This is a genomic window from Nocardia sp. NPDC051832 (assembly GCF_040681285.1).
In the GTDB taxonomy this organism is placed as follows: domain Bacteria; phylum Actinomycetota; class Actinomycetes; order Mycobacteriales; family Mycobacteriaceae; genus Nocardia.
Window position 1 is genome coordinate 814366 of record NZ_JBFAYL010000001.1, and the last position, 25893, is coordinate 840258.

Below are 25893 nucleotides of genomic sequence, written 5' to 3' on the forward strand. Positions count from 1 at the left end.
AGCAGCGCAAATAGCGGATGTAGATGGGCGTTCGCACTCTTGCGCGACAACGTTTCGCGGCGGCTGGATGACGGACAGAAGGCGCAGCGGGCGACCGCGGACAGCGCACTCGCCGTGCGCGGCCGAACCCGTGAGCAACCGCCGTGCGGTCAGGCGCGCTGGCTACTGATCGAAACGACTTCACCCGTCAGATAAGTCGTGTAATCGCTGGCGAGCATGGCGATGGTGGCCGCCACCTCCCACGGTTCGGCGGCCCGGCCGAACGCCTCGCGCTCGGACAGGGTGTCCAGCAGTTCCGATGAACTCACCTTGTCGAGGAACGCATGCCGGGCGATGCTCGGCGAAACAGCGTTGATGCGGACACCCAATTCGGCGGCTTCCACGGCACTGCACCGGGTCAGCGCCATCACGCCCGCCTTCGCCGCCGCATAGTGGGCTTGACCGTATTGCGCCCGCCAGCCGAGCACACTCGCGTTGTTCACGATCACGCCGCCGTGCCCGGCCTCGCGGAAATAGCCCAATGCGGCCCGGGTGCAACGGAAGGTGCCGTTGAGGGTGATGTCGAGGACGCGATCCCACTGCTCGTCGGTCATGTCGACGACGGGAGTCTCCCCGCCGAGCCCGGCGTTGTTGACCATGATGTCGACCCGGCCCAGCGCCTGGGCGGCCCCGCGGACCAGCGCGTTCACCTGTTCGGTGCTCTGCACGTCACACGCGATGGCCGCGACCCGGCGGTCCGGGAATTCGCCCTTGAGTTCGACTTCGGTTTCGGCCAGCCGTCTTTCGTGCCAGTCCGAGACCACCACGTCCGCGCCTTCGGCGAGCAGCCGGCGCGCGGTGGCGGAGCCGATGCCGGTGCCGGCGGCGGCGGTGATGACAGCGGTGCGTCCGGTGAGCAGACCGTGGCCGGAAACCGGCTGCGGCGCAACGGAAAGATCGGGCATTAGCGTGCCTCTCGAGGAAGTCCGAGCACCCGCTCGGAGATGATGTTGCGCTGCACTTCGTTCGAACCGCCGTAGATCGTGTCGGCACGGGTGAACAAATACATCCGCTGCCATTCGTTCAAATCGTCGTTGTCGTCGGCGATCAGCCCCTGCGGCCCGAGCACCGCCATGGCGAGTTCGCCGAGGCCGCGATGCCAGTTGGCCCACAGCAGTTTCGACACCGAGGCCTGGCCGCTGTCGTCCACCGCGGCGGTCGCCATGGTGCGCAGGGCGTGTGCGCGCATGACCCGCAGGCCGACCCAGGCCCGGTCGATCCGGTCCGCGATCAGCGGATCCTCGGCCGCGCCGGTGCGCCGGGCGAGCGCCTCGATGTCGGCGAGTTCGCGCGCGAAGCGGATCTGCTGGCCGAGAGTGGAGACGCCGCGCTCGAAAGCCAGCGTGCCCATGGCGATGCGCCAGCCCTCCCCCGGCTCGCCGACCACGAGATCGGCCGCGGTGCGGGCGTTGTCGAAGAAGACCTCGTTGAATTCCGAGGTCCCGGTGAGCTGAATGATCGGGCGCACTTCGATGCCCGGCTGATTCATCGGAACCAGCAGATAGGACAGGCCCTTGTGGCGGACCGAGCCCTTCTCGGTGCGGGCGATGACGAAGCACCAGTCCGCGACGTGCGCCAGCGAGGTCCAGATCTTCTGGCCGTTGATGGACCACTCGCCGCCGTCGAGGTGCGCGGAGGTGCTGACCGCGGCCAGGTCCGAGCCGGCGCCGGGTTCGGAATAGCCCTGGCACCACAGTTCGCTGACGTTGCGGACGCCGGGCAGGAAGCGGTCCTTCTGCGCCTGGGTGCCGAAGGCCAGCAGGGTCGGGCCGAGCAGTTCCTCGCCGACATGCGAAACCCGGGCGGGCGCGTTGGCCTTGGCGTACTCCTCGTGGAAGATCACCTGCTGGGCGACGGTCGCTTCCCGGCCCCCGTACTCCTTGGGCCAGCCCAGGCAGGTCCATCCGGCCGCGGCCAGGTGCCGGTCCCAGGCCAGGCGCTCGTCGTGCGCCTCGTGTTCGCGGCCGGGACCGCCGAGACCGCGCAGCTCGCGGAATTCGCCATTGAGGTTCTCGTCCAGCCACTCCCGCACTTCCGCGGAAAAGGCCGCATCCTGTGCGGCGGTGCTGGAATCTGAGGTCTGGATCGCAACCACGACGGTAGGATAACCTACCAAGCACTTGCTTTGTTAGCCTGTTCGGCGAACGGCCCAGCGGACGGTGAGGACAACCGTGACAACCCCTGCACAGACGACACCGATGGCACTGCACGACGCCGCGCGGACGTATGGCGGCGCACCCGCCCTCGCCGACGGCCCGGTCCGGCTGGACTGGAACCAGCTGCTCGCCGCGGTCCAGGAGGTGGCGTGCGCATTGATCGCGCGCGGCGTCCAGCCCGGCGACCGGGTCGCGATGTGGGCGCCCAACACCTATCACTGGGTCGTCGCCGCGCTCGGCGCGCACTACGCCGGTGCGGCGCTGGTGCCGTTGAACACCCGCTATGTGGCCGAGGAAGCCGCCGACGTGCTGGCGCGGGTGGACGCGAAAGCGCTGTTCATCGCGGGCACCTTCCTCGGCCGGGATCGGCTGGCCGAACTGCGCGCGGCGGCGCCCGCGCTGGTTATCGAGACCGTCGTGGTGATTCCGGTCGAGCCCGATACGGCAGTGCCCGCCGATGCGCACACCCTGAATTATTCGGACCTGGCGGGCATCGCCGCCGCGGTACCGGTGGCCGACGCGCGCAAGCGGGCCGAGTCCGTCGGTCCCGACGACCTGTCCGACATCCTCTTCACTTCCGGCACCACCGGACGCAGCAAGGGCACCCTGGTCGCGCACCGGCAGGCGCTCAGCGTGGTCCGCGGTTGGGCCGAGTGCACCACTCTGACGACCGAAGATCGCTACCTTGTGGTCAGCCCGTTCTTCCACAACTTCGGTTACAAGGCCGGCATTCTGTCCTGCCTGGTGACCGGCGCGACCATCGTGCCGCAGGCGACCTTCGACGTACCCCAGACAATGCGGCTGGTCAGCGAGGAGAAGATCACGGTGCTGCCCGGGCCGCCGACGATCTACCAGACCATTCTCGACTTCCCGGACCGGGCGCGGTTCGACCTGAGTAGCCTGCGGGTCGCCGTCACCGGCGCGGCGGCCGTGCCGGTGGTACTGGTCGAGCGGATGCGCTCGGAGCTCCGATTCGGCGTCGTCATCACGGGCTACGGCCTGTCCGAGGCCGCCGGCTTCGGCACTATGTGCCGGGTCGACGACGACGCGGAGACCATCGCCAACACCTGCGGCCGCCCGATCGCCGACTTCGAACTGCGGCTCAGCGACGCGGGCGAGGTGCTGCTGCGCGGGCCGAACGTGATGCTGGGCTATCTCGACGACCCCGAGGCCACCGCCGCGACCATCGACGCCGAGGGCTGGCTGCACACCGGCGACGTCGGAACCCTGGACGAGCGGGGCTATCTCAAGATCACCGACCGGCTCAAGGACATGTACATCTCCGGCGGCTTCAACGTCTATCCCGCCGAGATCGAGCAGGCGCTGTCCCGGCTCGACGGCGTCGCCGAATCCGCTGTCATCGGGGTGCCCGACGAACGGATGGGCGAGGTCGGCAAGGCCTTCGTGGTGCGCAAGCCGGGCGTCGCACTCACCGAGGACGACGTGCGCACGCACGCCGGCACCGTGCTCGCCAACTTCAAGGTGCCGCGCTTCATCGAATTCCGCGCCGAGTTGCCCTACAACGCGTCCGGGAAAGTGCTCAAGCGGCAACTACGCGGCGAGAGCTCAGCGCCCGGAGGCGGTAGCACAGCGTGACCATGGAGAACAGCATCGCCGCAAGCGAATACTGCGAGGAGATCAAATGACCGAGGGTGTACCCGACGAGGGTGAAGTCGTCACCTATGAGGTCCGGGGACGGGTCGCGATCGTCACGCTGAACCGGCCGGACTACCGCAATGCCCAGAACTCGGTGATGACCTACGCCCTGGACGCCGCCTTCGAGCGCGCCGTTGAGGATCCCGAGGTCGGCGTGATCGTGCTGGCCGGCAACGGGAAACACTTCAGCGCGGGCCACGACATCGGCACGCCGGGCCGCGATCACCATGTGCGCTACCCGAACAAGGCGGCGCTGTGGTGGGACCACGTCGACAAGACCGGCGGCGACCAGCGTTTCGCGCGGGAGACCGAGGTGTACCTCGGGATGTGCCGGCGCTGGCGCGAGATCCCCAAACCGACCATCGCGATGGTGCAGGGCGCGTGCATCGCGGGCGGGCTGATGCTGGCCTGGGTGTGCGACCTGATCGTCGCCGCGGACGACGCGTTCTTCTCCGATCCCGTGGTGCGGATGGGCATTCCGGGTGTGGAGTACTTCGCGCATCCGTGGGTGATGGGACCGCGGGCGGCCAAGGAATTCCTGTTCACCGGCGACCGCTTCGACGCCGCGCAAGCCAAGGAATGGGGCATGGTCAACCGGGTCGTGCCGCGCGCCGACCTGGAGTCCGAGACCTTCGCGCTGGCCGAGAAGATCGCCGCCATGCCGCAATTCGGCTTGGCGCTGACCAAGAAGGCCGTCAACCAGGCCGAGGACCTGATGGGCCTGCGCACCGGCATGGACTCGGTGTTCGGGCTGCATCACTTCGCGCACGCGCACAACGCCGAAGTCGGCGCCGATTCGCTGGGCGGCATGAACGCCAAGTCGATGAAGGCCACCGCAACGCAGAACGGGACAACGTAAGTGGATCTGGATTTCGACCAGGCGACACGGGAATTCCAGCAAGAAGTACGGGATTTCCTGGCCGCCAACAAGCCATCCGCACCCTTGGCCTCGATGGACACCAAGGCCGGATTCGAGGCGCACCGCGACTGGGAACGCACCCTCGCCGACGCGCGCCTGTCCGTGGTCTCCTGGGAGGAGAAGTACGGCGGCCGCAGCGCCTCGCTGCTGGAATGGGTGCTGTTCGAGCAGGAGTACTACGCCGCGGGCGCGCCCGGGCGGGTCAGTCAGAACGGCATCTTCCTGCTCGCGCCGACGCTGTTCGAGCACGGCACCCCGGAGCAGCTGGAACGCATCATGCCGCGGATGGCGCGCGGCGACGACATCTGGGCGCAGGCCTGGTCCGAGCCCGAAGCGGGCAGCGACCTGGCCGGTATCCGCTCCACCGCGCGCCGCACCGACGGCGGCTGGCTGCTCAGCGGGCAGAAGACCTGGAGTTCGCGGGCGTCGTTCGCGGACTGGGCGTTCGGCCTGTTCCGCAGTGATCCGGACGCCGAACGGCACCGCGGCCTCACCTACGTGATGTTCCCGCTCAACGCCGACGGCGTCTCGGTGCGCCCGATCCCGCAGCTCGACGGTGAGCCAGGTTTCGCCGAGATCTTCCTCGACGACGTGTTCGTGCCCGACCGCGACGTGATCGGCGCGGTGCACGAAGGCTGGCGGGTCGCCATGAGCACCTCCAGCAACGAGCGCGGCTTGTCGCTGCGCAGCCCCGGCCGGTTCAGCGCGACCGCGCAGCGCCTGGTCGACCTCTGGCTGGAAACCGGCGACCGCACCAATACCGCTCAGCGGGACGCGGTGGTGGACGCCTGGCTCGGCAGCGAGGCCTACCGCCTGCACACCTTCGGCACCGTCACCCGGCTCAACGAGGGCGGCAAGCTCGGCGCGGAATCCTCGATCACCAAGGTTTTCTGGTCCGAGCTCGATATCGCCATGCACGAAACCGCGCTGGACGTCCTGGGTTCCGCGGGCGAACTGGCCGGGCCCTGGACCGACGGTTATCTCTTCTCGCTGTCCGGCCCGATCTACGCCGGTACCAACGAGATTCAGCGCAATATCATCGCCGAGCGGCTGCTCGGACTACCGAGAGGGAGCAGCCGATGAGATTCGCGCTCAGCCCGGAACAACTCGACTTCGGCACCAGCGTTCGCAAGCTGCTCGACGCCGGGCAGACGCCCGCCGCGATCCGCGCCTGGGCCGCCGGTGATCCGCGCGCCGGGCGCGGGCTGATCCGGCAGCTCGCGAATTCCGGGGTGCTCGGCCTGGCCATCGACGAGGACCACGGCGGAGTCGGCGCGGAGCCGATCGATCTGGTGGTCGCGTTCCTGGAGCTCGGCCGGGCCGGCGTGCCCGGGCCGCTGGTCGAGACCGCCGCCGCGATTCCCGCACTGCTACAAGCACTTCCGGACCAGGAGCTGGCCCAGCGCTGGCTGCCCGGTTTCGCCGAGGGCGCCGCGCTCGGCACCATCGCCTTCGCCGCGCCGGATCAGGACCCGGTGGTCCTGGACGCCGATACGGCCGAAGTCGTCCTGGTGGTGGACGGCGACGAGCTGTGCCAGGCGGAGCATCGCGCGCTGGTCCGCTCGGTGGATCCGGCCCGGCGGCTGTTCACCGTCAGTCCGAGCGAGCCGGTCGCCGAGGGCGCGGCGGTGGTCGACGCCGCGGCGGTCGCTTTCGACACCGGCGCGCTCGCCTGCGCCGCCCAGCTGCTCGGCGCGGGCCGCGCCCTGCTGCATCAGGCCACCGAATACGCCAAGCAGCGCAAGCAGTTCGGCAAGCCGATCGGTGAGTTCCAGGCCGTGAAGCAGAAGCTCGCCGACGTGCTGATCGCCTTGGATCTGGCCGAGCCGCTGCTCTTCCGGGCCGCGCTCACCCTCGGCGAATCCACCCGCGGCCGCGACGTTTCGGCCGCCGTCATCACCTGCGGCGACGCCGCTTACGCCGCGGCGCGGGCCGCGCTACAGGTGCACGGCGCGATCGGCTACACCGCCGAATACGACCTGTCGCTGTGGCTGACCAAGGTGACCGCCCTCCGGTCGGCCTGGGGCACACCGGATATGCACCGCTCGCGCATCGCCCGCGCGCTGCGGGACGAGGCCATTCAGGAACGTGCCCTGCGAGGTGAGGCATGACCAGCGCGGAGCACCAGGAATTCACCGCGTCGGTGCGCGCACTCCTGACCAAGCACGCGGGCAGCGCGGCCGTCCGCGCGGGGAGCGAGACCGATCTCGGCTACGACGCCGCGCTCTGGCAGCGGCTCTGCGAGCAGATCGGCGTCGCGGCGCTGGCGATTCCGGAGGAGTACGACGGGGTCGGCGCATCGCTACTCGAATCATTCCTGGTGGTAGGCGAATTGGGCCGCACGTTGGCCGACGTGCCGATGCTCGGTTCAGCCGTGCTCGGCGCCCAGGCGGTGCTGCTCTCCGGTGATGCCGAGGCCTGCGCCCGCCTGCTGCCGGGCGTGGCCGAGGGCAGTCGCACCCTCGCCGTCTGCTGGGCCGGCCCGAAGGGCTGGGACGAGTTCGGCGTCCACGCCGAGGGCGAGACACTGAGCGGGACAGCGCATTACGTGCTGGGCACCCATGCCGACACGCTGGTCGTGGTCACCGCGGCCGGTCTTTTCGAAGTCGCCGCCGATGCACCCGGCGTCACCCGGCGCGCGGTCGCCACCATGGATACCACCCGCAAACTGGCCGAGATCACCTTCGACGGTGCCACCGGTCGACGCCTGGGCACCGCGGATCCCGCCCCACTCGCCGCGCGCCTGCGTGAAATCGCCTGGGCCGCAATCGCCGCCGAGCAAGTCGGCGCGATGGAGCAGTGCCTGGAGACGACCGTCGAGTACGCAAAGTCCCGGGTGCAGTTCGGCCGGGCCATCGGCAGTTTCCAGGCGCTCAAGCACCGCATGGCCGACATGTATGTGCTGCTGGAATCGGCGAAGTCGGCCGCGCTCGCGGCGACCGTCGCGGTCGCCGAGAACCGTCCGTCGGCCGCCGAGGACGTGTGGGCCGCCCGCCTGCACTGCTCGGCGGCGTTCACCGAGATCGTCGCGGAAACCGTGCAGCTGCACGGCGGTATCGCCATCACCTGGGAACACGACGCACAGTTGTTCTTCAAGCGCGCGCACGGGGACGCCCAGCTCTTCGGCAACCCGCGCCGGCCGCTCGCACACAGCGCGTAGTCCGCCGTCGTCCCGGCGAACCAGCCGGGACGACGGGCAGGGAGGGTACGGTCGAGAAGTATGAGCGATGCGACTGGCGCCGTGCGGATCGAGCGCATTCACAAGCGCGTCCGGGTGTATCTCGGCGGGCACCTGGTGGCCGACAGCCCGCGGCCCGCGCTGGTGTGGGAGCACCCGTACTACCCGACCTACTATCTGCCCGCGGTGGACCTGCACGCGAAACTCGAGCCCAGCAATGCCGCGAGCCACTCCCCCGCGCTCGGCACCGGGACCGGCTACGACGTGGTCGTCAACGGCATCACGGCGGAGAATGCCGCACTGCGCTACCACGATTCACCGGTGCCCGGCCTGCACGAGCTGGTCCGGCTGGAGTGGAACGCGATGGACGAATGGTTCGAGGAAGACGAACCCGTCTACGTGCACCCGCGTGATCCGTATTCGCGGGTGGACATCCTGGCCAGCTCGCGCCATGTGCGGGTGGAGATCGACGGGGTCACCGTCGCCGATTCGCACGCGCCGCGCATTCTCTTCGAAACCGGGTTGCCGCCACGGTATTACCTGCCGCTGACCGACGTGCGGATGGATCTGATGCAAGTTTCCGATACCCGCTCCAGCTGCCCGTACAAAGGCAACGCGGACTATTGGAACGTGCGCGTCGGCGACAACGAATACGCCGATTATGTCTGGATCTATCGCACCCCGGTGCCGGAGAGCCAGAAGATCCAGGGCCTGGCCTGCTTCTACAACGAGAAGGTCGACATCTATCTCGACGGCGAGTTGCAGGACCGCCCGCGCTCCCCGTTCAGCTGAACCAGCGCCGCCGCTGGCGCGGCTCCCGCCGGTAGACATCCGCCATGATCCGGGTGCCCAGGGAATCGGTCACGTGGAAGTAGTCACCACCGATTTCGGCTGCCGCCCGGGCGATTTCCGCGATCGAGCCGTGAAAGTCGCCCGCGCCGATCGGCGTCAATTTCATCTCGACCGCACCGATCCGATCGAGGCCGCTCCCCGGAGCCCTGTCGAGTTCTTCTGCCCGCACCCGCATCCGTCCAATGTAAAAGCCCCGTCGCTCGCACGACGGGGCTTTTCGGATTGTCCGGCTACCGCGTCAGATCTCGGGCAGCGGCGAGGCCGGCGCGAGCGTCCCGGCCGGCTGGTCGGCCAGCCACGGGAACACCGGTGCCAGCTGCTCGGACAGACCGCTGATGGTGGCCACCTTCGCCACCTCGTCCTCGACGACCTGCTTCGCCACCGCGCCCTGCAACTTCAGGGTGTTGTAGGCGTTGATACCGGAAGCGATGCCCACCGGGATCCCGAGCAGGAGGCTGCCCGCCGTCGTTCCGATCACGCCGACCAGAGCCGCGCCGGCCAGGCAGCCGCCGAGCGTGCCGACCGCGATACCCGGGATCGAGGACAGGCTGCCCGCGCCGGCGCCGCCGAACAGACCGATCAGGCAACCCACGGACAAGCCGACGGCGCCGCCGATGAGCCCGCCGATACTGACAGCCAGCCCGAACTGGGTCGCCACGGCGCTGTAGGCGTCGTTGCGGTCCTTCTGCCGCTGCACCTCGGGGTTGCTGTCGTCGATCTCCTGGTTGCCGCTGAGCGGCACCGTGGCGGGCGCCTCGCAGACCGGCGGCGGCAATTCGTCCGCGGTCCGCGCGGCCTCGACATTCTCTTCGGTCAACTGCGAAACCGGCACCGTGCCGGGCGGGCACGGCACCGCCGCGTTCGGCCAGATCGCCATCGGCGAACCGAAGGTCAGGGTGTTGCCCAGCAGGTAGCGGCCCTGCGCGTCGAGGACCTGGAAGTTGTTGATCGGCTGCCACCGGCGTTCGCCGCCGGGGCCCGGCATGAGGTGGTCCGGGTCCGGGCCGGTGCCCGGGGCCTGGACGGTGACGCTGCCCATCGGGGTGTTCAGGAACGCCGAACTGTCGCTGAGGTCGCCGGTGTAATCCCAGCCCGGCAGGGGTGAGACCTGGACCCGGGACAATCCCTCGCGCACCGCCCGCTCGTGCGGCGATTCCTCCGACAGCACCTTCGGCGGCGGTGGCGGCACCTCGTGCCCGAACGGGACGTGATGCAGATCTTCGCCCTGCTCCCCGAGCAGCACGGTGCCGTCGCTGCCGCGCACCTGGAAATGCTCACTGCCGACGAAGGTGATCGAGCCGTCGGGGCCATAGATCGTCGATACGCGGTTGTAGGCGCTGCTGCGCAGATGAATTCCGGGCAGGAACTCCCAGTCGTCCTGGCCGCATTCCGCGGGACGCGGCGGGACCGGGTCGCCGGGATTGCCCCAATCTTCCAGTGGCGGACAATCGATCGAGGTCGGGCCGGTGATCGGCGGCACCGCGTAAGCGGGCGCCGCGGCAATGGTGACGGCCGCGGCAGTCATCGCCGCGATACCGATCGCTGGGGCAATTCTCAACGGAACCTCGCATCCATTTCGCGGTGGGAAAACCTCGAGCGGAACGAACTGAAGAAACACCGGAGAACGATTTCGGCGGCCGACCAGCGGAATTGGCCTGGCCGCGGCCTGGTGAACGCTACCGCACCATCCGCGACCGGACCGGTATTGTCCTGCTGCCACGCCGTATTCACGTTCGAATGCGCCCATGAATGCGAATTCGGTCCTGTCGCCGATCTTTCGGGTGGCGGCAGCGAATTCCGCACGGCGGCAACGACCGAGCGGAAACGACTGGCCGGGCCGTTTTCGTCCAACCGGCGTAAACCCCGCGCCGGGCACTCCCCTATCGGCGGATGCGACATTCCCCAGGCACCGGGTTACCTCCGGCTCCTATACTGCAAGGGCACCCCGGGTCGCTCGGGACTCACACCCGGCGGCCGGTTTCACCGATAGGACAGTGGCCGCGCTCCCTGGTCCGGCCGAGCGGCCGAAGCCTCCCCAGAAGGAGGACATCATGGCTGATCCGACGCACACCAAGGTCTGTCTGACCTGCCGCGAATACCCCGACCCAGCGCTGGCGCTGTTCCTGGCTCCCGAACCCCTGGTCCGTGGCGGCTGCATCCTGCACCTGGTGGAACAAGTCCCCGTCGGGGCCGGTGGCACCGCGCGCCTGGCCGCCGAGCTGACGCAGCTGATGCAGACCCAGGTCGATCCCAACAGCTCCGTCCGCGCCGAATTCCGCACCTTCGGCCCCGGCCTCCCGGACACCGCCCGCACCCGCTCGGTCCTGCACGACCACCTCATCAACGACCTCGAACCACTCGGGCTCGACACCACCGACCCCGACGAAATGACCCGCCTGGCGACCCTGCCCGAACACCCCCTCGGCCCCCGCCGCGTCGACGACTTCCAGGACCACGCCGTCCGCACCGCCATGCTCGCCGTCTACCGCCACTTCGAGGTAGACCAGCGCATCCCCGTCCTCTACCACGGCCACGCGGACCCGACGACCGGCTGGCTCGCCCTGCGCGCCAGCTCCGCGTAGCCGCCGATCAACGAAGCGCGGTGATCTCTTGATGGGTGGGGTGGTTGAGGATCGGGGTCGGGCGGTCGCGGAGGAACTGGTCGAACATGGCGGCCACGTAGGTGCGTACCAGCGTCGACGAGCGCTCTGCGGCGATCGGACCGACGTAGGTCTTGGCGGCGGGCCGGGCCGCATCCGGGATCAGCACGGGCATATCGGTGAAGTCGTAATGCGCTGAACCTTGCATTGTCAGTTGCCGTTTCCATCCGGTGCCGCGCTGCCAGAACGCTTCCAGCGAGGGATTCGCATCACCGACTTGCTCGATCTGTTCGCTGGTCATGACCAGCACCGGACGATCGACACCCTCGATCACCGATCGACCGAAATCCTCGTCGATACCGATCTGCCCGTCGAGGTCTACGGCAGCATCGATGCGCCGGTCCGCGTGCATCGATTCCACCGCTACGTAACCACCGAGCGAATGCCCGGCCATCCCGATGCGTTCCAGGTCGAGCACCCGGTCCAGACCCGCGGGCAACGCGTGCCGATCGGCATCCGGATTCGTGCCGTGCGCCAACTGCACCATCGAATCCAGGACCAGCCGGGTGTCGGCCATCCGGGCATCCAGATACTGCCTGCGAACTTCCTGGCTGAACTCTGGAAAGAGTTTGGGTTCCACGATTCTGCCCCCGGGAAATTCGACTGCCGTCTCATAGGTGTGATCGATCGTCACCACCACATAGCCGCGACTGGCCAGATCCTCGGCCAACCCGTTGGACCACAGCCGCATCACCCCGGCGCCGGGCGAGAAGAGCACGACCGGGTAGGACTCCCCGGTTCGCGCGGGCGCCTCGGTGTGCGCATTGGTGAGCAGGCCCGGAAGCTGAACGCCCGCACGCTTCTCCAGCTCAGGCAGCAGCGACGTAGAGACATAGTGCGCCTGTGGATGCTTGTCGGCGTCGACGGCCGGATAGAACACCGACACCATCAACTCCCGGGTCCGCTCCGGCCGGAACGGATCCGGACGCGCCTGGTCGGCCAACCGCAAGACCGTTGTCCCCACCGCGAATTCACCGCCCGGCCGGGGCAGCACCGATGCGTGCGCCGCACCGGAGGACACCACACTCCCTGCGACCAGCGCCGCGGCGGACAAGGTGACAAGGGTCATCCGGCCGATCAACATTCCCCCAAGAGCTAGCACGACGCCGATGCCGCCGACAGCCACAGTCGACAGTGCGGCATCATCCGGCAATGACCGACAATAGACCGGCTTCGGCCATCGCGGGCAGGTGCTACAGGCTGTGGTGCCGGGCGGGGTCGGTCAGGCCGCGAGTCACTCCTGGATTTCGAGCACGCCCTCGTCCAGCGCCCACTGGATGGTGCGTTCCAGGTCGGCGCAGGAGTCCGGGCGGCCCGGCTGGCTGCCCGCGGCACTGAGTTTCGCGAAGACAGGGCAGCGGGCGGCCGGGTCGGCGACCCATTGGATCGAGGTCTGGTGCGCGGAGTATTTGCGCACCAGCACCTCGCTCGCGCAGGACTGACACTTCAGGGGGGTCATGCCTGTTTCGAGATAGCGTTGTTTGTCGACCACGGTTTGGGCCTGCACCTCGGCCCGCCGTTCCGGCTGGTCGGCAAAGTCGGGTGCCTTGGCCCACCGGATCATTAGACGCCTGCCTCCGCTTGATCGGCCTTGGCCGCTTCCTCTTCCGCCCGCCGCTTCAGATTCTCCGCGACTTCGGCTTCCCAGGCGATGTTCGCCTTGGTGGTGTCGACCTCGAACTCGAACCGGTCCGTGGACTTCGGGTTGACGTCGGCGAGGTCCACATAGAACTGGTCGTACCAGCGACGCAGCTGGTAGACCGGGCCGTCTTCCTCACAGAGCAGCGGGTTTTCGACCTTGGACTTGTTCTTCCAGATCTCCACGTCGCCGAGGAAGCCGACGTTGATGCCCTCCATCATCTTCGCCGCGAGCTTGGCGCCGCCCGCGTCGTCGAGGCCGGCCGGCTTCTCCGCGGTCAGACCCCACATGAGCATGAAGGAATCCTGCGAGACCGGGTAGTGGCAGTTGATCAGCATCGTCTTGACTTCGAACCCGCCGTAGCTGTTCACCAGCGAGTTCAGCATCCAGGACGGACCGTAGTAGGACGCGACCGACTCCAGCAGCACCTCGCCGTACTTCTGAGTTCCGTAGTCCTGCCGGTTCTTCGACTCCAGGAACTGCGTGGCGATGTGCCCCTCGAAGACGTTCTTGAAGAAGGTCGGATAGGCGAAGTGGATGTAGAAGAAGTGCGCCATATCGACCACGTTGTCGATGATCTCGCGGCAGTTCGCGCCTTCGATGAGCATCGTGTTCCACACCCACGGCGTCCAGCGCTCGCCCAGCTGCTCACTCCCGTTGCCGTCGGCATCGGTGTAGGCGCCCTCGATATAGGGGATGGCGACGTCATCCTGCGGCTTGCTGCCCTCGACGTCGTGCCAGACGAACAACTGCCCGTTGCGCTCCATCGTGGTCCACGCGCGAGTGCGCGCCAGCGGCGGCACGCGCTTGCCGTAGGGGATCGCCGAGCATTTGCCGTTGGCGCCCCAGCGCCAGTCGTGGAACGGGCAGGCGATGTCGTCGCCCTTGATCGAACCCATGCTCAGATCGCCACCCATGTGCCGGCAGTAGCCGTCCAGCACATTGAGTTCGTTCTTGGTATCGGCCCAGATCACGAGCTTGGTGCCGAAGGCCTGAACCGAATGCGGCTTGCCGTCGCGGAACGATTCGGCCAAGCCCAGGCAATGCCAACCCCGCGCATAACGGGTAGGCGTGGAGCCCACATCGAGCTCTCGAACCTTGCCACCGCTCCCCTTGGGGGTAACTGCCATCGCGATTCCTCCTCCTTCTGTACTAGAACACGTTACAAAATGAGCGCCGTTGACGCCAGCGATTGAGTCCACTTACTGGGCGAACTCTAGACACACTGGATACGGGCACCTGTTCTCGACAGAAATAAGAACCTGTTCTAGTCTCAGAGGCAAATGACTACCGGTAACCAACCCGACCAGGCAGGAGCAGGTCCCACGATGACGCAAGAAGTGACCGACAAGGTCGAAGCACTGTTGCCCTTCCTGCGCGAGCAGGCTCAGGCGGCCGAGGACCTGCGCCGCATTCCCGAAGAGACCATGAAGGCGCTGCAGGGCACCGGGTTCTTCAAAATCGTCCAGCCCAAGCAGTGGGGCGGATACGCGGCCGACCCGGTGATCTTCTACGACACCGTCCGCAAGATCGCCAGCGCGTGCGGCTCCACCGGCTGGGTCGCGGGCATCCTCGGCATCCACAACTGGCACCTGGCGCTGTTCAGCCAGCAAACCCAGGAAGAGGTGTGGGGCAACGACACCGAGGTCCGAATCTCCTCCTCCTACGCCCCGATGGGCGCCGGCACCGTGGTCGAGGACGGCTCGGGCTATCGCGTAAGCGGCAGCTGGGCTTGGTCTTCCGGCTCCGACCACGCCGACTGGACCTTCGTCGGCGGGCCGGTCATCAAGGACGGCCGGCCGGTCGACTTCGGCAGCTTCCTCATCCCGCGCAGCGACTACCGCATCGATGACGTCTGGAATGTGGTGGGCCTCAAAGGCACCGGCTCCAACACCCTCGTGGTGGAGGACGTCTTCGTGCCCAAGCACCGCTTCCTCAGCTACCGGACGATGAACGAACTGAAATCGCCCGGCCTGGAACAGAACACCGATCCGCTGTACAAGATGCCCTGGGGCACCATCCATCCCAGCACCATCACCACGCCGATCGTCGGCATGGCCTACGGCGCCTACGCCGCACACGTCGAGCACCAGGGCAAGCGCGTGCGCGCCGCCTACGCCGGCGAGAAGGCCAAGGACGACCCGTTCGCCAAGGTCCGCATCGCGGAGGCCTCCAGCGATATCGACGCCGCCTGGCGTCAGGTGTCCGGCAACGTGGCCGACGAGTACGCGTACCTGCTGCGCGGCGAGGAGATTCCGGTCGAACTGCGCCTGCGTGCCCGGCGCGACCAGGTCCGCGCCACCGGCCGGGCGATCGCCTCGATCGACAAGCTGTTCGAGAGCTCCGGCGCCACCGCACTGGCGAACGGCACTCCGCTGCAGCGCTTCTGGCGGGACGCGCACGCCGGACGGGTGCACGCCGCCAACGATCCGGAACGCGCCTACACGATCTTCGGTTCCGGTGAATTCGGCCTGCCGATCACCGACACCATGTACTAGGAGGGGATTTCGTGACTTCGACGGCAGAACTGACCTACGAATCGACTTCGCGCTTCGCGCAGGTGCGGCCGGATCTGAAGCTGCACTATCACGAGGCCGGCGCCGGCAACGGCCCGACGATCGTGCTGCTGCACGGCGGTGGCCCGGGCGCGTCGTCCTGGTCGAACTTCGCGCGCAATATTCCGGTACTGGCGCGGGACTATCACGTCATCGCCGTGGATCAGCCCGGGTTCGGCCAGTCCGACAAGCCGGTCGACCACCCGCAGTACTTCTCGCACAGCGCCTCCGCGCTGAAGGATCTGCTGGATCATCTGCAGATCACCGAACGCGTGCACCTGCTGGGCAATTCGCTCGGCGGCGGTGCGGCGGTGCGCTTCGCGCTGGACTACCCGGATCGCGCGGGCAAGCTGGTGCTGATGGGCCCGGGCGGCTTGAGCGTCAACGTGTTCGGGCCGGACCCGACCGAGGGCGTGAAGAATCTCGCGAAGTTCAACTACGAACCGACGCGGGCCAATCTCGAAGCGTTCCTCCGGATCATGGTCTTCGACCAGTCGCTGATCACCGAGGAGCTCATCGACGAGCGATTCGCCTCGGCGAGCACCCCGGAGTCGCTGGCGGCCACCCGGGCGATGGGTAAGTCGTTCTCCGGACCGGACTTCGAGCTCGGCATGCTCTGGCGCGAGGCTTACAAGCTGCGGCAGCCGGTGCTGCTGATCTGGGGCCGGGAAGACCGGGTCAATCCGCTCGACGGTGCGATCGTGGCGACAAAAATGATCCCCCGGGTACAGCTTCATGTCTTCGGCGGTTGTGGCCACTGGGCCCAGCTGGAAAAGTTCGATGAGTTCAACCGGCTCGCAACGGATTTCCTCTCCGGGTCCCGCAAGGAGAAGTAGGCATGGGCAACATCAAGTCGCTCGGATACATGCGCATCGAGGCCACCGATATGGCGGCCTGGCGCGAATACGGGCTCAAGGTGCTCGGCATGATGGAGGGCAGCGGCGCCGATCCGGACGCCCTCTACCTGCGCATGGACGATTTCGCGGCGCGTCTGGTGATCATCCCCGGCGAGCAGGACCGGCTCCTGGTCTCCGGCTGGGAGGTCACGGATCGGGCCGGGCTGCAGGAACTTCGGGAGACCCTGGCGAAGGCGGACGTGGCCGTCACCGAGGGCACCAAGGAAGAGCTCGCCGAACGCCGCGTCGAGGGCATGATCCGGTTCCAGGACCCGTCCGGCAACACGCTGGAGGCGTTCTACGGCGCGCAGTACCTCGGCCGCCGGTTCGTCAGCCCGTACGGCCACAAGTTCGTCACCGCCGAGCAGGGTCTCGGGCACGTGGTGCTGACCTGCACCGACGATGCCGCGGCGCAGGAGTTCTACCAGGGCGTGCTCGGCTTCCGGCTGCGCGATTCCATGCGGCTGCCGCCGCAGTTCGTGGGCCGCCCCGCCGACGGCGACCCGGCCTGGCTGCGCTTCTACGGCTGCAACCCGCGCCATCACTCGCTGGCGTTCCTGCCCATGCCGAACCCGACGGGCATCGTGCACCTGATGGTCGAGGTGGAGAACTCCGACGATGTCGGCCTCTGCCTGGACCGCGCGCTGCGCAAGAAGGTGAAGATGTCGGCGACGCTCGGGCGGCACATCAACGACAAGATGCTGTCGTTCTACATGAAGACGCCGGGTGGGTTCGATATCGAATTCGGCACCGAGGGACTGGAAGTCGAAGACGATCTGTCCTGGATCGCCCGGGAGTCCACGGCGGTGAGCCTGTGGGGTCACGACTTCTCGATTCAGGCCCGACAGCAATGAGCGAGGCAGCCCCCGAGGAGGTGCCGGCGATCGATCCCCGCGCGTTCCGGAACGTGCTGGGCCAGTTCTGCACCGGCATCACCGTCATCACCACCTTCGACGAGGAGAAGGCGCCGGTCGGCTTCGCCTGCCAATCCTTCGCCGCGCTGTCGCTGGATCCGCCGCTGATCCTGTTCTGCCCCACCAAGACTTCGCGGTCCTGGGCGGCGATCGAACAGGCGGGCAAGTTCTGCGTCAACGTCCTAGCCGAGGAGCAGCAGGCCGTCTGCGCCCGCTTCGGCTCCCGCGAACCCGACAAGTTCGCCGGAACCTCCTGGCACACCTCCGAATTGGATGTCCCGGTCCTCGACGACTCGCTGGCCACGATCCAGTGCACTGTGGACAGCGTCGTCGACGGCGGCGATCACTACATCGTGATCGGCCGTGTGCAGGCCCTGTCGGAGTCCACCGACTCCGGCAGGCCCCTGCTCTTCTACCGGGGCCAGTACACGGCCATCGAACCGGAGAAGACCACACCCGCCCCGTGGCGCGCCGACCTGGACCACTTCCTCACCACGACCACCCTCGACACCTGGCTCTGAACCCAGAACCAGCGAACGGCCGGGAGCGCACAGCTCCCGGCCGTTCTGCAGTTCGAGTCAATTCACGCGGGTGACAACATAATTGACGAGATCGCCGACGGTCTTCATAGCCACCGCGTCCTCGTCGGAAATCCCGAGTCGGAACTGCTTCTCGATCTGCACGATGATCTCGACATGGTCCAGCGAGTCCAAGCCGAGGTCGTCCTTCAAGAGGCTGTAGGGCCCGATGTCACTCAACGGCCGCCCACTGCGCTCAGCGACAATCGCTCTGACCTTCTCCACGGCGTCCATACCCATATCCACAACCCGAACCTACCCCGGTTAAGTGCTCAATTGTTGCGCACTTAACCGTTCATGCTGGAACCATGGAACAGCTCAACGGCACGCCCGTCCTCACCTGCACCACCGCCGCCGACTGGGAATCCTGGCTCGCCGCCCACCACGCCAACGCCCGCGAAGTCTGGATCCTGATCGCCAAGAAGAACTCCACCGAACAGTCCCCCACCATCACCGAAACTCTGGATGGCGCACTGTGTTACGGCTGGATCGACAGCGTTCGCCGCAGCCACTCCGCCGACTACTACCTACAGCGCTACTCCCCCCGCACCCGCCGCAGCCCCTGGTCCGCCATCAACGTCGCCAAGGCGGAAGCACTGATCGCCGCGGGACGCATGCACGCCGCGGGCTTCGCCGCGATCGACGAAGCCAAGTCCGACGGCCGCTATGGACCGGCAGACCCTACGAACGAGCGCCGCTCGCGGTCGTGATCCGTAGCCCGCGTACCGCGAAGATCGAGTCGTGCTTGACCGTGACCTCAGGCGGGCCTGCCATCTCGAGACCGGGCAGGGCGAACAGGCGGGTCAGGAAGATCTCCGCCTCCAGCACGGCCAGGGACGCGCCGGGGCATTTGTGTGCTCCGTCGCCGAAGGTCAGGCCGGGCGCGAGGATGCCGGAACTGGATTCGCGGTCCGGGCACAGCCGCTGGGCTTCGGCGCCGAAGGCTTCCGGGTCGAGGTTCGTGGCGCCGAGTTCGATATCGACCAGCGCGTCGGCCGGAATGACGACATCGCCCTCCGCGCCCGGGACGGTGATCTCGGTCAGGGTGCGGCGCTTCAGGTTTCCGGCCACCGGTTCCAGCCGCAGGATCTCCTCCAGGAGCCGGTGCCGATCCGACTCGTCCCCGGTCAGGTAGCGCTCGCGCAAATCATGGTCGGAGAACAGATGCCAGGCGGCCACGCAGATGAATTCCCGGGTGGTGACCATGCCCGCCGCCGCGTAGGTGATGCACTCGCCCAGGATGTCGGCGGTGGTGCACCCCTCCGCCAGCAGGTGCGAAATCAGATCCTCGCGCGGTTCGGCCCGATGCGCGCGGACGGCGGGACGCACATCCTTGCGATAGATCCCGATGATCGGCCCGAGGCGGCGCCCGAACCAATACAGTCCGGAGAAGCTGGTGAAGCCCGGGGTCCCGAATTCCGCCGGGAAGAAACGATTCAGTCGCACGCTCAGGCCGGGCATGTCCTCGGTCAGCCCGATGACTGTCGCCGAAACTTCCACGGCCAGCGTGAAACTGAGCTCGCCGAGGTCCGCGCTGCCGTCGACGGCGAACTGCTGGAGCAGCCGGTCGGTGACCCGCTCCATCAGCTCCCGGTAGTTCTCGCGAACATAACGCGCGGTGAAGTATTTCGCCGTCTGGCGGCGATGCTCGAGGTGCTCGGCGCCATCCCGGTACAGCACCGGCAGCCGCATGCTCGACGGCATCTTCGGCAACGTCTCGATACCCAGGCCGGCCTGCACGGTGTCCTTGCTGCGCAGCACGGAGCGTCCCGCCTGATAGCCGCGCACCTTCCACACCCCATCGGCCTCTTGCCGCACCGGGCAACCGACCTCGGACGGGCCGCGATCAACCTTGCGGACCGCCTCGGATACGCCATCCATCACCATTGGAAACCCACTCTCACGCCGACCGTAGTGCCTCTGCCGCGATCGGCCGCCGGATCACCGTGATCGCGTTCTGCCCGGCGAATTTCCGCAACCAGATGCGGCATCCGGCATGGGCAGCAATGGTTTCCAGCGCCTCTTCACCATAAGCCCGTCGGGCGCTGATGATTCCGTCGTGCACAGTGGAGTATCCGACCAGCGGCAGCACCAGGTAGGCCAGGACCGGGAAGGTGAACAGCCGCCAGGTCGACTCCCGCTTCAGGTCGATGACCAGCAGTGAGCGGGCCACCCGGGTGGCCTCCCGGAACAGCTCGACGACCTGATCGGGCGTCAGGTGATGCATCGAGGAGGTGAACACGGCCAGGTCGTAGCTCTGATCGGGGGCGTCGATCGCGGTGGCGTCCAGCAACTTCACCGTGGCGCGCGGGTGGCTGCCGAGGTCGGAGGCGGCCATCGTAGCCACCAGATCCGGGCTGTAATCGCTGGCGGTGACCACCGCGTCGGGATGGTCGGTGAGAATCTGCCGGGCCAGCTGACCGTGTCCGGCGCCCAGTTCGAGGATGCGCGGCGCGTAGACGTCGGACACCGCCGTCATCACCTGCTCGGTATTCCTGGGGTAGATGCGGCCGAGCCGGTTGAGCCGATCCACGCCCCGCATAACAGCTCGTTTGCGCTTCTCACTCACATCCTCGCGATCGAGGAATTCGAGCTCGGTCGGATCCATGCTCCGGTTCCACTTGGAGGCATTCGGGCCGCCGCGCGGCATGGTGCTCAGGTCGACGTCGGCCAGCAACTCGGTCATGAGTGTCCCCCGGGATCATGCACGCAGGCTGTATCGTTCTGATTCCCCGAGGGCTGCGTGCGTCCCCCCGTCGATCATGCGGAACGATAGCAGCAACAGTGCCCCGAATCACCCTGGCGGCAAACCTTTTTCGCTATTGCACAACTTCCCAGAAGCGGGCTTCCTCGGCAGGCGAGGGTGTTCCGTTCCACGGGTGCAGGTGGAAGTCGGTGTCGCGAACCTCCATGCGGCTGCTCAGGTTCGGGCCTACATAGGCGATCGACAGTGCGCTGGTGCGGGAGCCGAGGTCGTGCTGCTTGAGTGCGTGGGCGATCTCGGTCGCGACCGCGATCAGGCCATCCAGGCCGGGAGAGCCCGCGAGACACAGGTCGAGCGATAGCGCGACGTGGTGCGGGCTGTAGGTGGAGATCGCCGATCCTCCGGAGGCGATCTGCACCCCGGGTCGCAGACGAAAACCGGACATGAAGGCGTACAGGGCCGGGTCGGTGATCATCTGCGGGCCGGTCGCCATCGTGCCGTCGCAGGGGGCGATCGGAGTCTCCGGGGTGATGTCCTCGGGGGTCTGACAGCTGATGACCAGAGCCGACGCGACGACACAGCTGGACAGCAGCCACAACCGGCTCCGCCTCGGCACCGCGCGCATCGAATCCTCCTCCGGTCGGCCCTGCTCGACAGTAACGAAAACGGGCCGCGACCGGCGCTGTGCACCGGTCGCGGCCCGTATTACCGAATCGAGCTCAGGCGGAGGCCTTTTCGCGCTGGAGTTCCAGCGCGATGTCGATGAGCTGGTCTTCCTGGCCGCCGACGAGTTTGCGCTGGCCGGCGCGGACCAGCATTTCGGCGGCGGAGACGCCGTAGCGCTCGGCCTGGCGTTCGGCGTGGCGCAGGAACGACGAGTAGACGCCCGCGTAGCCCATCATCAGGGCCTGGCGGTCGAGCAGGCATTCCGACGGCATGGCCGGGCGGACGACGTCTTCGGCAGCGTCGGTGACGGCGAAGAAGTCGACACCGGTCTTGATGCCGAGTTTGTCGCAGACGCCGATGAAGGCCTCTACCGGAAGATTGCCCGCGCCGGCGCCGAAGCGGCGTGCGCTGCCGTCGATTTGAGTGGCGCCCGCACGCACCGCGTAGACCGAGTTGGCGACGGCGAGGCCGAGGTTCTCATGGCCGTGGAAGCCGACCTGGGCGTCGTCGCCGAGCTCGGCGACCAGCGCGGCGACCCGGTCGGTGACCTGCTCGAGCACCAGGGCACCGGCGGAGTCGACGACGTAGACGCACTGGCAGCCCGCGTCGGCCATGATGCGGGCCTGCTTGGCCAGATTCTCCGGGGTGGTGCTGTGCGCCATCATGAGGAAGCCGACGGTTTCCAGGCCCAGTTCCCGGGCCAGGCCGAAGTGCTGGATGGAGACGTCGGCCTCGGTGCAGTGCGTGGCGATGCGGCAGATGGAGCCGCCGTTGTCCTGGGAGATCTTGATGTCTTCCTTGACGCCCACGCCGGGCAGCATCAGGAAGGCGATCTTGGCCTGCTTGGCGGACTCCGCGGCGGCCTTGATCAGTTCCTGCTCCGGGGTTTTGGAGAACCCGTAGTTGAACGAGGAACCACCGAGGCCGTCACCGTGGGTGACCTCGATGACCGGTACACCGGACGCGTCGAGCGCGGTGACGATGTCCCGCACCTCGGACACGGTGAACTGGTGGCGCTTGTGGTGCGATCCGTCCCGCAGCGAGGTGTCGGTGACGCGCACGTCCAGCTCGCCCGAGTAGGGCTTCAGCAAGTTGGTCATTGGTGAAACTCCTTACACCCGAGCGGAAATGATCTGGTGGGCCAGTACTTCACCGACGCGGGTGGCGGCGGCGGTCATGATGTCGAGGTTGCCCGCGTACGGCGGCAGGAAGTCGCCCGCGCCTTCGACCTCGACGAAGATCGAAACCTTCGCCATGCCACCGGAAACCAGCGACGGGTCGTCGAACTGCGGTTCGTTCAGCAGCCGGTAGCCGGGCACGTACTCCTGGATCGACTTCTCCATGTTGTGAATGGATTCGGCGATGGCGTCGCGGTCGGCGTCCTCGGGGATGGCGCAGAAGATGGTGTCGCGCATGATCATCGGCGGCTCCGCCGGATTCAGGATGATGATCGCCTTGCCGCGCTTGGCGCCGCCGATCGTCTCCACGCCCTTGGAGGTGGTCTTGGTGAACTCGTCGATGTTCGCGCGGGTGCCGGGCCCGGCCGACACCGAGGACACCGACGCCACGATCTCGGCGTATTCCACTGGGACGACCCGGGATACGGCCGCCACCATCGGAATGGTCGCCTGCCCGCCGCAGGTGATCATGTTGACGTTGGGCGCGTCGGCCAGCGATTCCAGATTGACCGGCGGGATCACGGCCGGGCCGACCGCCGCGGGGGTCAGGTCGACGGCGCGGATGCCCGCGGCCTCGTACTTCGGCGCGTAGGCGCGGTGCACGTACGCGGAGGTGGCCTCGAACAGCAGATCCGGCTTCTCCGGCAGCGCCAGCAGCCAGTCCGCGCCTTCGGCGGAGGTCTCCAGGCCCAGCCCGCGAGCCCGCTTCAGCCCCTCGGAGTCCGGGTCGATGCCGATCATCCAGCGCGGTTCGATGTGCTCCGAACGCAGCAGCTTGTACAGCAGATCGGTGCTGATGTTGCCGGAGCCGACGATGGCCGCGGTGACTTTGTTGGCGGTCACGACTTTCTCCTACTCGATGGTCAGCTGAAACGCAGACGGACGGAACCGAGTCCGGCGAACTCGGCATGGAAGCTGTCGCCCGGGTGGGCGTCGATGGCGCGGGTGCAGGAGCCCGGCAGCACGATGTCGCCGGCCTTCAGGCGCACGCCGAAGGAGGCGACCTTGCGGGCCAGCCAGGCCACCGCGATGACGGGATCGCCGAGCACGGCGTCGCTGCGGCCTTCGGCGACCACCGCGCCGTTCTTGGTGAGCACCGCGTCGATGGCCTTGATGTCGATGTCGCCGGGCGCGACGCGCTCCGGGCCGAGCACCCAGCCGGCCGAGGACGCGTTGTCCGAAATCGTGTCGCAGAGACCGATTTTCCAGTCCTTGATCCGGGAGTCGATCAGTTCGATCGCGGGCGCGTAGGCGACGGTGGCGGCGAGCACGTCCGCCTCGGTGCAGTCCTCGCCGGGCAGGTCGGCGCCCAGCACGAACCCGACCTCGACCTCGACCCGCGGGAACAGGTAGCGGCCCGCTTCGACCGGCTTGTCCTCGAAGACCTCCATGTTGTCGAGGAGGTGTCCGTAGTCCGGCTCGTCCACGCCCATCATCTGCTGCATGGCCAGCGAGGACAGGCCGACCTTGTGCCCGATCACCTTCGCGCCGCCGTCGAGCTTGCGCCGGATGTTGATCAGCTGGATCTCGTAGGAGTCGACCACGTCGATCTCGGAGTACCGGGACACCAGCGGATCGATGGCGACCCGATCGCGTTCGGCGACTTCGAGTTCGTCGGCCAGCTGGATTCGTACCGCATCGGACAGCACGCTAGTTTCCTTCCGCTAGTGAGTGAGCGGCCGCGTGCGCGCCTGCGCGCCGGCCGGAGAAAATGCAGTCGGCCAGGGACAGACCGCTGACATAGGAATCCGAGCAGATGCCGACGGCGGTGCGTCCCGCCGCGTACAGGCCCGGAATATCGTGTCCGGCCTCGGATTTCACCGCACCGGTCACCTCGTCGACGATGACGCCGCCGAGGGTGAGCATCGGGCACGGATTGGTGAGACTGGGCTTGATGCCCACATCCAACAACCAGAACGGCCCGTTGCGTACGGATTTGGTGAATTCGGCGGGCTTGCCCACCGGATCGGGGCGGCCCTCGGCGATGGCGGCATTGTGTTCGTTCACCGTCGCGCGCAGTCCGGACGGATTGATCCCGGCTTTCAGCGCGGCCGCCTCGATGCTGTTCTCCCGCACCGCGCCCCGGCGCATCACCTCGAATTGCGCGCGCTGGAACCAGGTGCCCTGGCTCCCGATCTGGGCGATGGCGGTGCGCATGAGGACGTCGTCGACCAGCAGCCAGCCCTTGCCGTCGTGGTCGGCGATCAGCTTGTGCCCGACGGCCGCGCCATAGCGGGTTTCGTCGATGACGCGCCGGCCCTCCGCGTCGACCAAGACCGAACCGGTGAAGGCACTGGGCGGCAGGATGAACCGCCACGCGGAGATATTGCCCATCCGGTCGGTGGCCGCGCCGGCCTGCCGCGCCATCTGGATGCCGCTGCCGTCGTCGCCGGTGGTGCCCAGGCACAGCCCGTTGCGGAACTGCGGCCCGTGCTCGGCCACCATCGCGCGGTTGGCGATGAAGCCGCCGGCGCTGACCACCACGCCGCGGCGCGCGTGCACCCGGATCGTGGTGCTGTATCGGCGATCCAGCCGGGCCATCCGCCGCTCCAGCAGCTTGCGCAGCGGCGGGTAGTAGATGCCGGGGTTGGCCGCCATCTTCGCCAGGCGGGTGTAGCGCTCCCGGACCGAACCGGGCGCGTCCCGCAGCGACCGGCATTCCGCGCCGATCACCGCCCCGTTGTCGTCGGTGAGCAATCGGGTGACCTGCGTGAGGGTTTCCACCCGCACGCCGCGCCGCGAGGCCGAAGCCGCGAGCGGTCCGGTCAGCATGCGGCCCGAGATGCCCTTGCCCTTGACCCGGTGCCCGCGTTGCGCGGGTTCGGCGACCTCGCGCCCGAAGCCCGAGACCTCGCTGCCCGAGTAGTAGAGGTAGTAGCTGTCGTTCGGATACGAGGTCTTGTACGGGCACAGCGACGCCTCGAACGGCACCCCGTGCCCCTTCAGCCATTCGATCATCGCGGGGCTCTCGTCCACGAAGCGCCGCAGCGTGTCCGGCTTCACGGCATCGCCGACCTCGCGTTCCAGGTATGCGAGCATCTGCTCCGGGGTGTCACTGACGCCGCCCTCGCGCTGCACCGAGGTGCCGCCGCCGGCGTAGATGATGCCGCCGGAGATCGAGGAAGCGCCGCCGCCCGCGAAGCGCTCCAGCACGAGCACCTGCGCGCCCGCGGCCGTGGCTTCCAGCGCGGCGGCCGCACCGGCGGCTCCGTATCCGACGACGACGACGTCGGCGGTGAGGTCCCATTCGAGGCCCATGTACTAGCTCCGGATCTGAAACTGAAACGAGTTTCTCGGCAAGTG

The 25893-nt window shown here is 67.5% G+C and carries 27 protein-coding genes; 12 read left to right on the plus strand and 15 right to left on the minus strand.

Annotation, left to right across the window (positions count from 1 at the left end):
• Window positions 1-149 precede the first annotated feature (149 nt).
• Together AB0M14_RS03415 and AB0M14_RS03420 are read right to left on the minus strand one after the other, a co-directional pair.
• Window positions 150-944 (minus strand): SDR family oxidoreductase, encoded by a 795-nt coding sequence (locus tag AB0M14_RS03415; protein WP_364988272.1) that lies wholly within the window; start codon window positions 942-944, stop codon window positions 150-152.
• Window positions 944-2134: an acyl-CoA dehydrogenase family protein gene (locus AB0M14_RS03420; RefSeq protein WP_364988275.1), complete on the minus strand. Its 1191-nt coding sequence runs from the start codon at window positions 2132-2134 to the stop codon at window positions 944-946. Before AB0M14_RS03420 ends, AB0M14_RS03415 begins: the two co-directional genes overlap by 1 nt.
• 76 nt (window positions 2135-2210) lie before the next feature.
• On the opposite strand from AB0M14_RS03420, the gene AB0M14_RS03425 reads away from it, so the two are divergent.
• The 6 genes from AB0M14_RS03425 to AB0M14_RS03450 are packed head-to-tail and all read left to right on the plus strand — an operon-like array spanning window position 2211 to window position 8740.
• Complete coding sequence (locus AB0M14_RS03425) at window positions 2211-3791, plus strand: FadD3 family acyl-CoA ligase (RefSeq protein ID WP_364988279.1); 1581 nt, start codon at window positions 2211-2213, stop codon at window positions 3789-3791.
• Between the two features lie 46 nt (window positions 3792-3837).
• Window positions 3838-4710 carry an enoyl-CoA hydratase gene (locus AB0M14_RS03430; protein ID WP_364988282.1) on the plus strand — a complete coding sequence of 291 codons (873 nt, stop codon included), beginning with the start codon at window positions 3838-3840 and terminating at the stop codon, window positions 4708-4710.
• Window positions 4711-5853, plus strand: coding sequence for an acyl-CoA dehydrogenase family protein (locus AB0M14_RS03435; protein ID WP_364988285.1), 1143 nt, complete (start codon window positions 4711-4713; stop codon window positions 5851-5853).
• Window positions 5850-6881, plus strand: a complete 1032-nt coding sequence (locus tag AB0M14_RS03440; protein WP_364988287.1) for an acyl-CoA dehydrogenase family protein — start codon at window positions 5850-5852, stop codon at window positions 6879-6881. Before AB0M14_RS03435 ends, AB0M14_RS03440 begins: the two co-directional genes overlap by 4 nt.
• A complete protein-coding gene (locus AB0M14_RS03445) occupies window positions 6878-7930 on the plus strand; it encodes an acyl-CoA dehydrogenase family protein (protein ID WP_364988289.1) in 1053 nt (350 codons plus the stop codon). Before AB0M14_RS03440 ends, AB0M14_RS03445 begins: the two co-directional genes overlap by 4 nt.
• 60 nt (window positions 7931-7990) lie before the next feature.
• The gene (locus AB0M14_RS03450) at window positions 7991-8740 is read left to right on the plus strand and encodes a DUF427 domain-containing protein (RefSeq protein WP_364988291.1); all 750 of its coding nucleotides are present in this window, start codon (window positions 7991-7993) and stop codon (window positions 8738-8740) included.
• On the opposite strand, the gene AB0M14_RS03455 is transcribed toward AB0M14_RS03450, so the two are convergent.
• Together AB0M14_RS03455 and AB0M14_RS03460 are read right to left on the minus strand one after the other, a co-directional pair.
• Window positions 8733-8975, minus strand: a complete 243-nt coding sequence (locus AB0M14_RS03455; RefSeq protein WP_364988293.1) for a hypothetical protein — start codon at window positions 8973-8975, stop codon at window positions 8733-8735. The two genes, AB0M14_RS03450 and AB0M14_RS03455, sit on opposite strands and share 8 nt — an antisense overlap.
• A 63-nt stretch (window positions 8976-9038) precedes the next feature.
• Window positions 9039-10358 (minus strand): YrzE family protein, encoded by a 1320-nt coding sequence (locus AB0M14_RS03460; RefSeq protein ID WP_364988296.1) that lies wholly within the window; start codon window positions 10356-10358, stop codon window positions 9039-9041.
• 493 nt (window positions 10359-10851) lie between these two features.
• Between AB0M14_RS03460 and AB0M14_RS03465 the strand changes: the two genes are divergently transcribed.
• On the plus strand, window positions 10852-11382 hold the full coding sequence (locus AB0M14_RS03465) for a hypothetical protein (RefSeq protein ID WP_364988298.1): 531 nt from the start codon (window positions 10852-10854) through the stop codon (window positions 11380-11382).
• Window positions 11383-11389: 7 nt separating this feature from the next.
• On the opposite strand, the gene AB0M14_RS03470 is transcribed toward AB0M14_RS03465, so the two are convergent.
• The 3 genes from AB0M14_RS03470 to AB0M14_RS03480 all read right to left on the minus strand — a co-directional run bounded on the left by AB0M14_RS03470 (window position 11390) and on the right by AB0M14_RS03480 (window position 14229).
• The gene (locus AB0M14_RS03470) at window positions 11390-12613 is read right to left on the minus strand and encodes a hypothetical protein (RefSeq protein ID WP_364988300.1); all 1224 of its coding nucleotides are present in this window, start codon (window positions 12611-12613) and stop codon (window positions 11390-11392) included.
• A gap of 81 nt (window positions 12614-12694) precedes the next feature.
• A complete protein-coding gene (locus AB0M14_RS03475) occupies window positions 12695-13024 on the minus strand; it encodes a hypothetical protein (RefSeq protein ID WP_364988302.1) in 330 nt (109 codons plus the stop codon).
• Window positions 13024-14229 carry a Rieske 2Fe-2S domain-containing protein gene (locus AB0M14_RS03480; RefSeq protein ID WP_364988305.1) on the minus strand — a complete coding sequence of 402 codons (1206 nt, stop codon included), beginning with the start codon at window positions 14227-14229 and terminating at the stop codon, window positions 13024-13026. The genes AB0M14_RS03475 and AB0M14_RS03480 overlap by 1 nt, the downstream gene beginning before the upstream one ends.
• A gap of 198 nt (window positions 14230-14427) precedes the next feature.
• Between AB0M14_RS03480 and hsaA the strand changes: the two genes are divergently transcribed.
• The 4 genes from hsaA to hsaB are packed head-to-tail and all read left to right on the plus strand — an operon-like array spanning window position 14428 to window position 17985.
• Entirely contained in the window at window positions 14428-15597 is a 1170-nt protein-coding gene (gene hsaA, locus AB0M14_RS03485; protein WP_364988307.1) for a 3-hydroxy-9,10-secoandrosta-1,3,5(10)-triene-9,17-dione monooxygenase oxygenase subunit, read from the plus strand.
• A gap of 11 nt (window positions 15598-15608) precedes the next feature.
• The gene (gene hsaD, locus AB0M14_RS03490) at window positions 15609-16490 is read left to right on the plus strand and encodes a 4,5:9,10-diseco-3-hydroxy-5,9,17-trioxoandrosta-1(10),2-diene-4-oate hydrolase (RefSeq protein ID WP_364988310.1); all 882 of its coding nucleotides are present in this window, start codon (window positions 15609-15611) and stop codon (window positions 16488-16490) included.
• 2 nt (window positions 16491-16492) lie between these two features.
• Window positions 16493-17404, plus strand: a complete 912-nt coding sequence (hsaC, locus tag AB0M14_RS03495) for an iron-dependent extradiol dioxygenase HsaC (protein ID WP_364988313.1) — start codon at window positions 16493-16495, stop codon at window positions 17402-17404.
• Window positions 17401-17985, plus strand: coding sequence for a 3-hydroxy-9,10-secoandrosta-1,3,5(10)-triene-9,17-dione monooxygenase reductase subunit (hsaB, locus tag AB0M14_RS03500; protein ID WP_364988315.1), 585 nt, complete (start codon window positions 17401-17403; stop codon window positions 17983-17985). Before hsaC ends, hsaB begins: the two co-directional genes overlap by 4 nt.
• A 57-nt stretch (window positions 17986-18042) precedes the next feature.
• On the opposite strand, the gene AB0M14_RS03505 is transcribed toward hsaB, so the two are convergent.
• Window positions 18043-18276 (minus strand): acyl carrier protein, encoded by a 234-nt coding sequence (locus tag AB0M14_RS03505; RefSeq protein ID WP_364988317.1) that lies wholly within the window; start codon window positions 18274-18276, stop codon window positions 18043-18045.
• Between the two features lie 74 nt (window positions 18277-18350).
• Here AB0M14_RS03505 and AB0M14_RS03510 point away from each other — a divergent pair, with 74 nt between their 5' ends.
• Window positions 18351-18752 (plus strand): hypothetical protein, encoded by a 402-nt coding sequence (locus AB0M14_RS03510; RefSeq protein WP_364988319.1) that lies wholly within the window; start codon window positions 18351-18353, stop codon window positions 18750-18752.
• Here the strand turns inward: AB0M14_RS03510 and AB0M14_RS03515 are convergent.
• The 7 genes from AB0M14_RS03515 to AB0M14_RS03545 all read right to left on the minus strand — a co-directional run bounded on the left by AB0M14_RS03515 (window position 18724) and on the right by AB0M14_RS03545 (window position 25848).
• Window positions 18724-19923 carry a cytochrome P450 gene (locus tag AB0M14_RS03515; protein WP_364988321.1) on the minus strand — a complete coding sequence of 400 codons (1200 nt, stop codon included), beginning with the start codon at window positions 19921-19923 and terminating at the stop codon, window positions 18724-18726. The genes AB0M14_RS03510 and AB0M14_RS03515 overlap by 29 nt on opposite strands.
• A gap of 19 nt (window positions 19924-19942) precedes the next feature.
• Window positions 19943-20728 carry a class I SAM-dependent methyltransferase gene (locus AB0M14_RS03520; RefSeq protein ID WP_364988324.1) on the minus strand — a complete coding sequence of 262 codons (786 nt, stop codon included), beginning with the start codon at window positions 20726-20728 and terminating at the stop codon, window positions 19943-19945.
• A gap of 133 nt (window positions 20729-20861) precedes the next feature.
• Entirely contained in the window at window positions 20862-21371 is a 510-nt protein-coding gene (locus AB0M14_RS03525) for a hypothetical protein (protein WP_364988326.1), read from the minus strand.
• Window positions 21372-21465: 94 nt separating this feature from the next.
• Window positions 21466-22512, minus strand: coding sequence for a 4-hydroxy-2-oxovalerate aldolase (gene dmpG, locus AB0M14_RS03530; RefSeq protein ID WP_364988328.1), 1047 nt, complete (start codon window positions 22510-22512; stop codon window positions 21466-21468).
• A 12-nt stretch (window positions 22513-22524) separates the two neighbouring features.
• On the minus strand, window positions 22525-23433 hold the full coding sequence (locus AB0M14_RS03535; RefSeq protein ID WP_364988330.1) for an acetaldehyde dehydrogenase (acetylating): 909 nt from the start codon (window positions 23431-23433) through the stop codon (window positions 22525-22527).
• A 20-nt stretch (window positions 23434-23453) separates the two neighbouring features.
• On the minus strand, window positions 23454-24239 hold the full coding sequence (locus AB0M14_RS03540) for a 2-keto-4-pentenoate hydratase (RefSeq protein WP_364988332.1): 786 nt from the start codon (window positions 24237-24239) through the stop codon (window positions 23454-23456).
• A gap of 1 nt (window position 24240) precedes the next feature.
• Window positions 24241-25848 carry an FAD-binding protein gene (locus tag AB0M14_RS03545; protein WP_364988334.1) on the minus strand — a complete coding sequence of 536 codons (1608 nt, stop codon included), beginning with the start codon at window positions 25846-25848 and terminating at the stop codon, window positions 24241-24243.
• Between the last annotated feature and the right edge of the window lie 45 nt (window positions 25849-25893).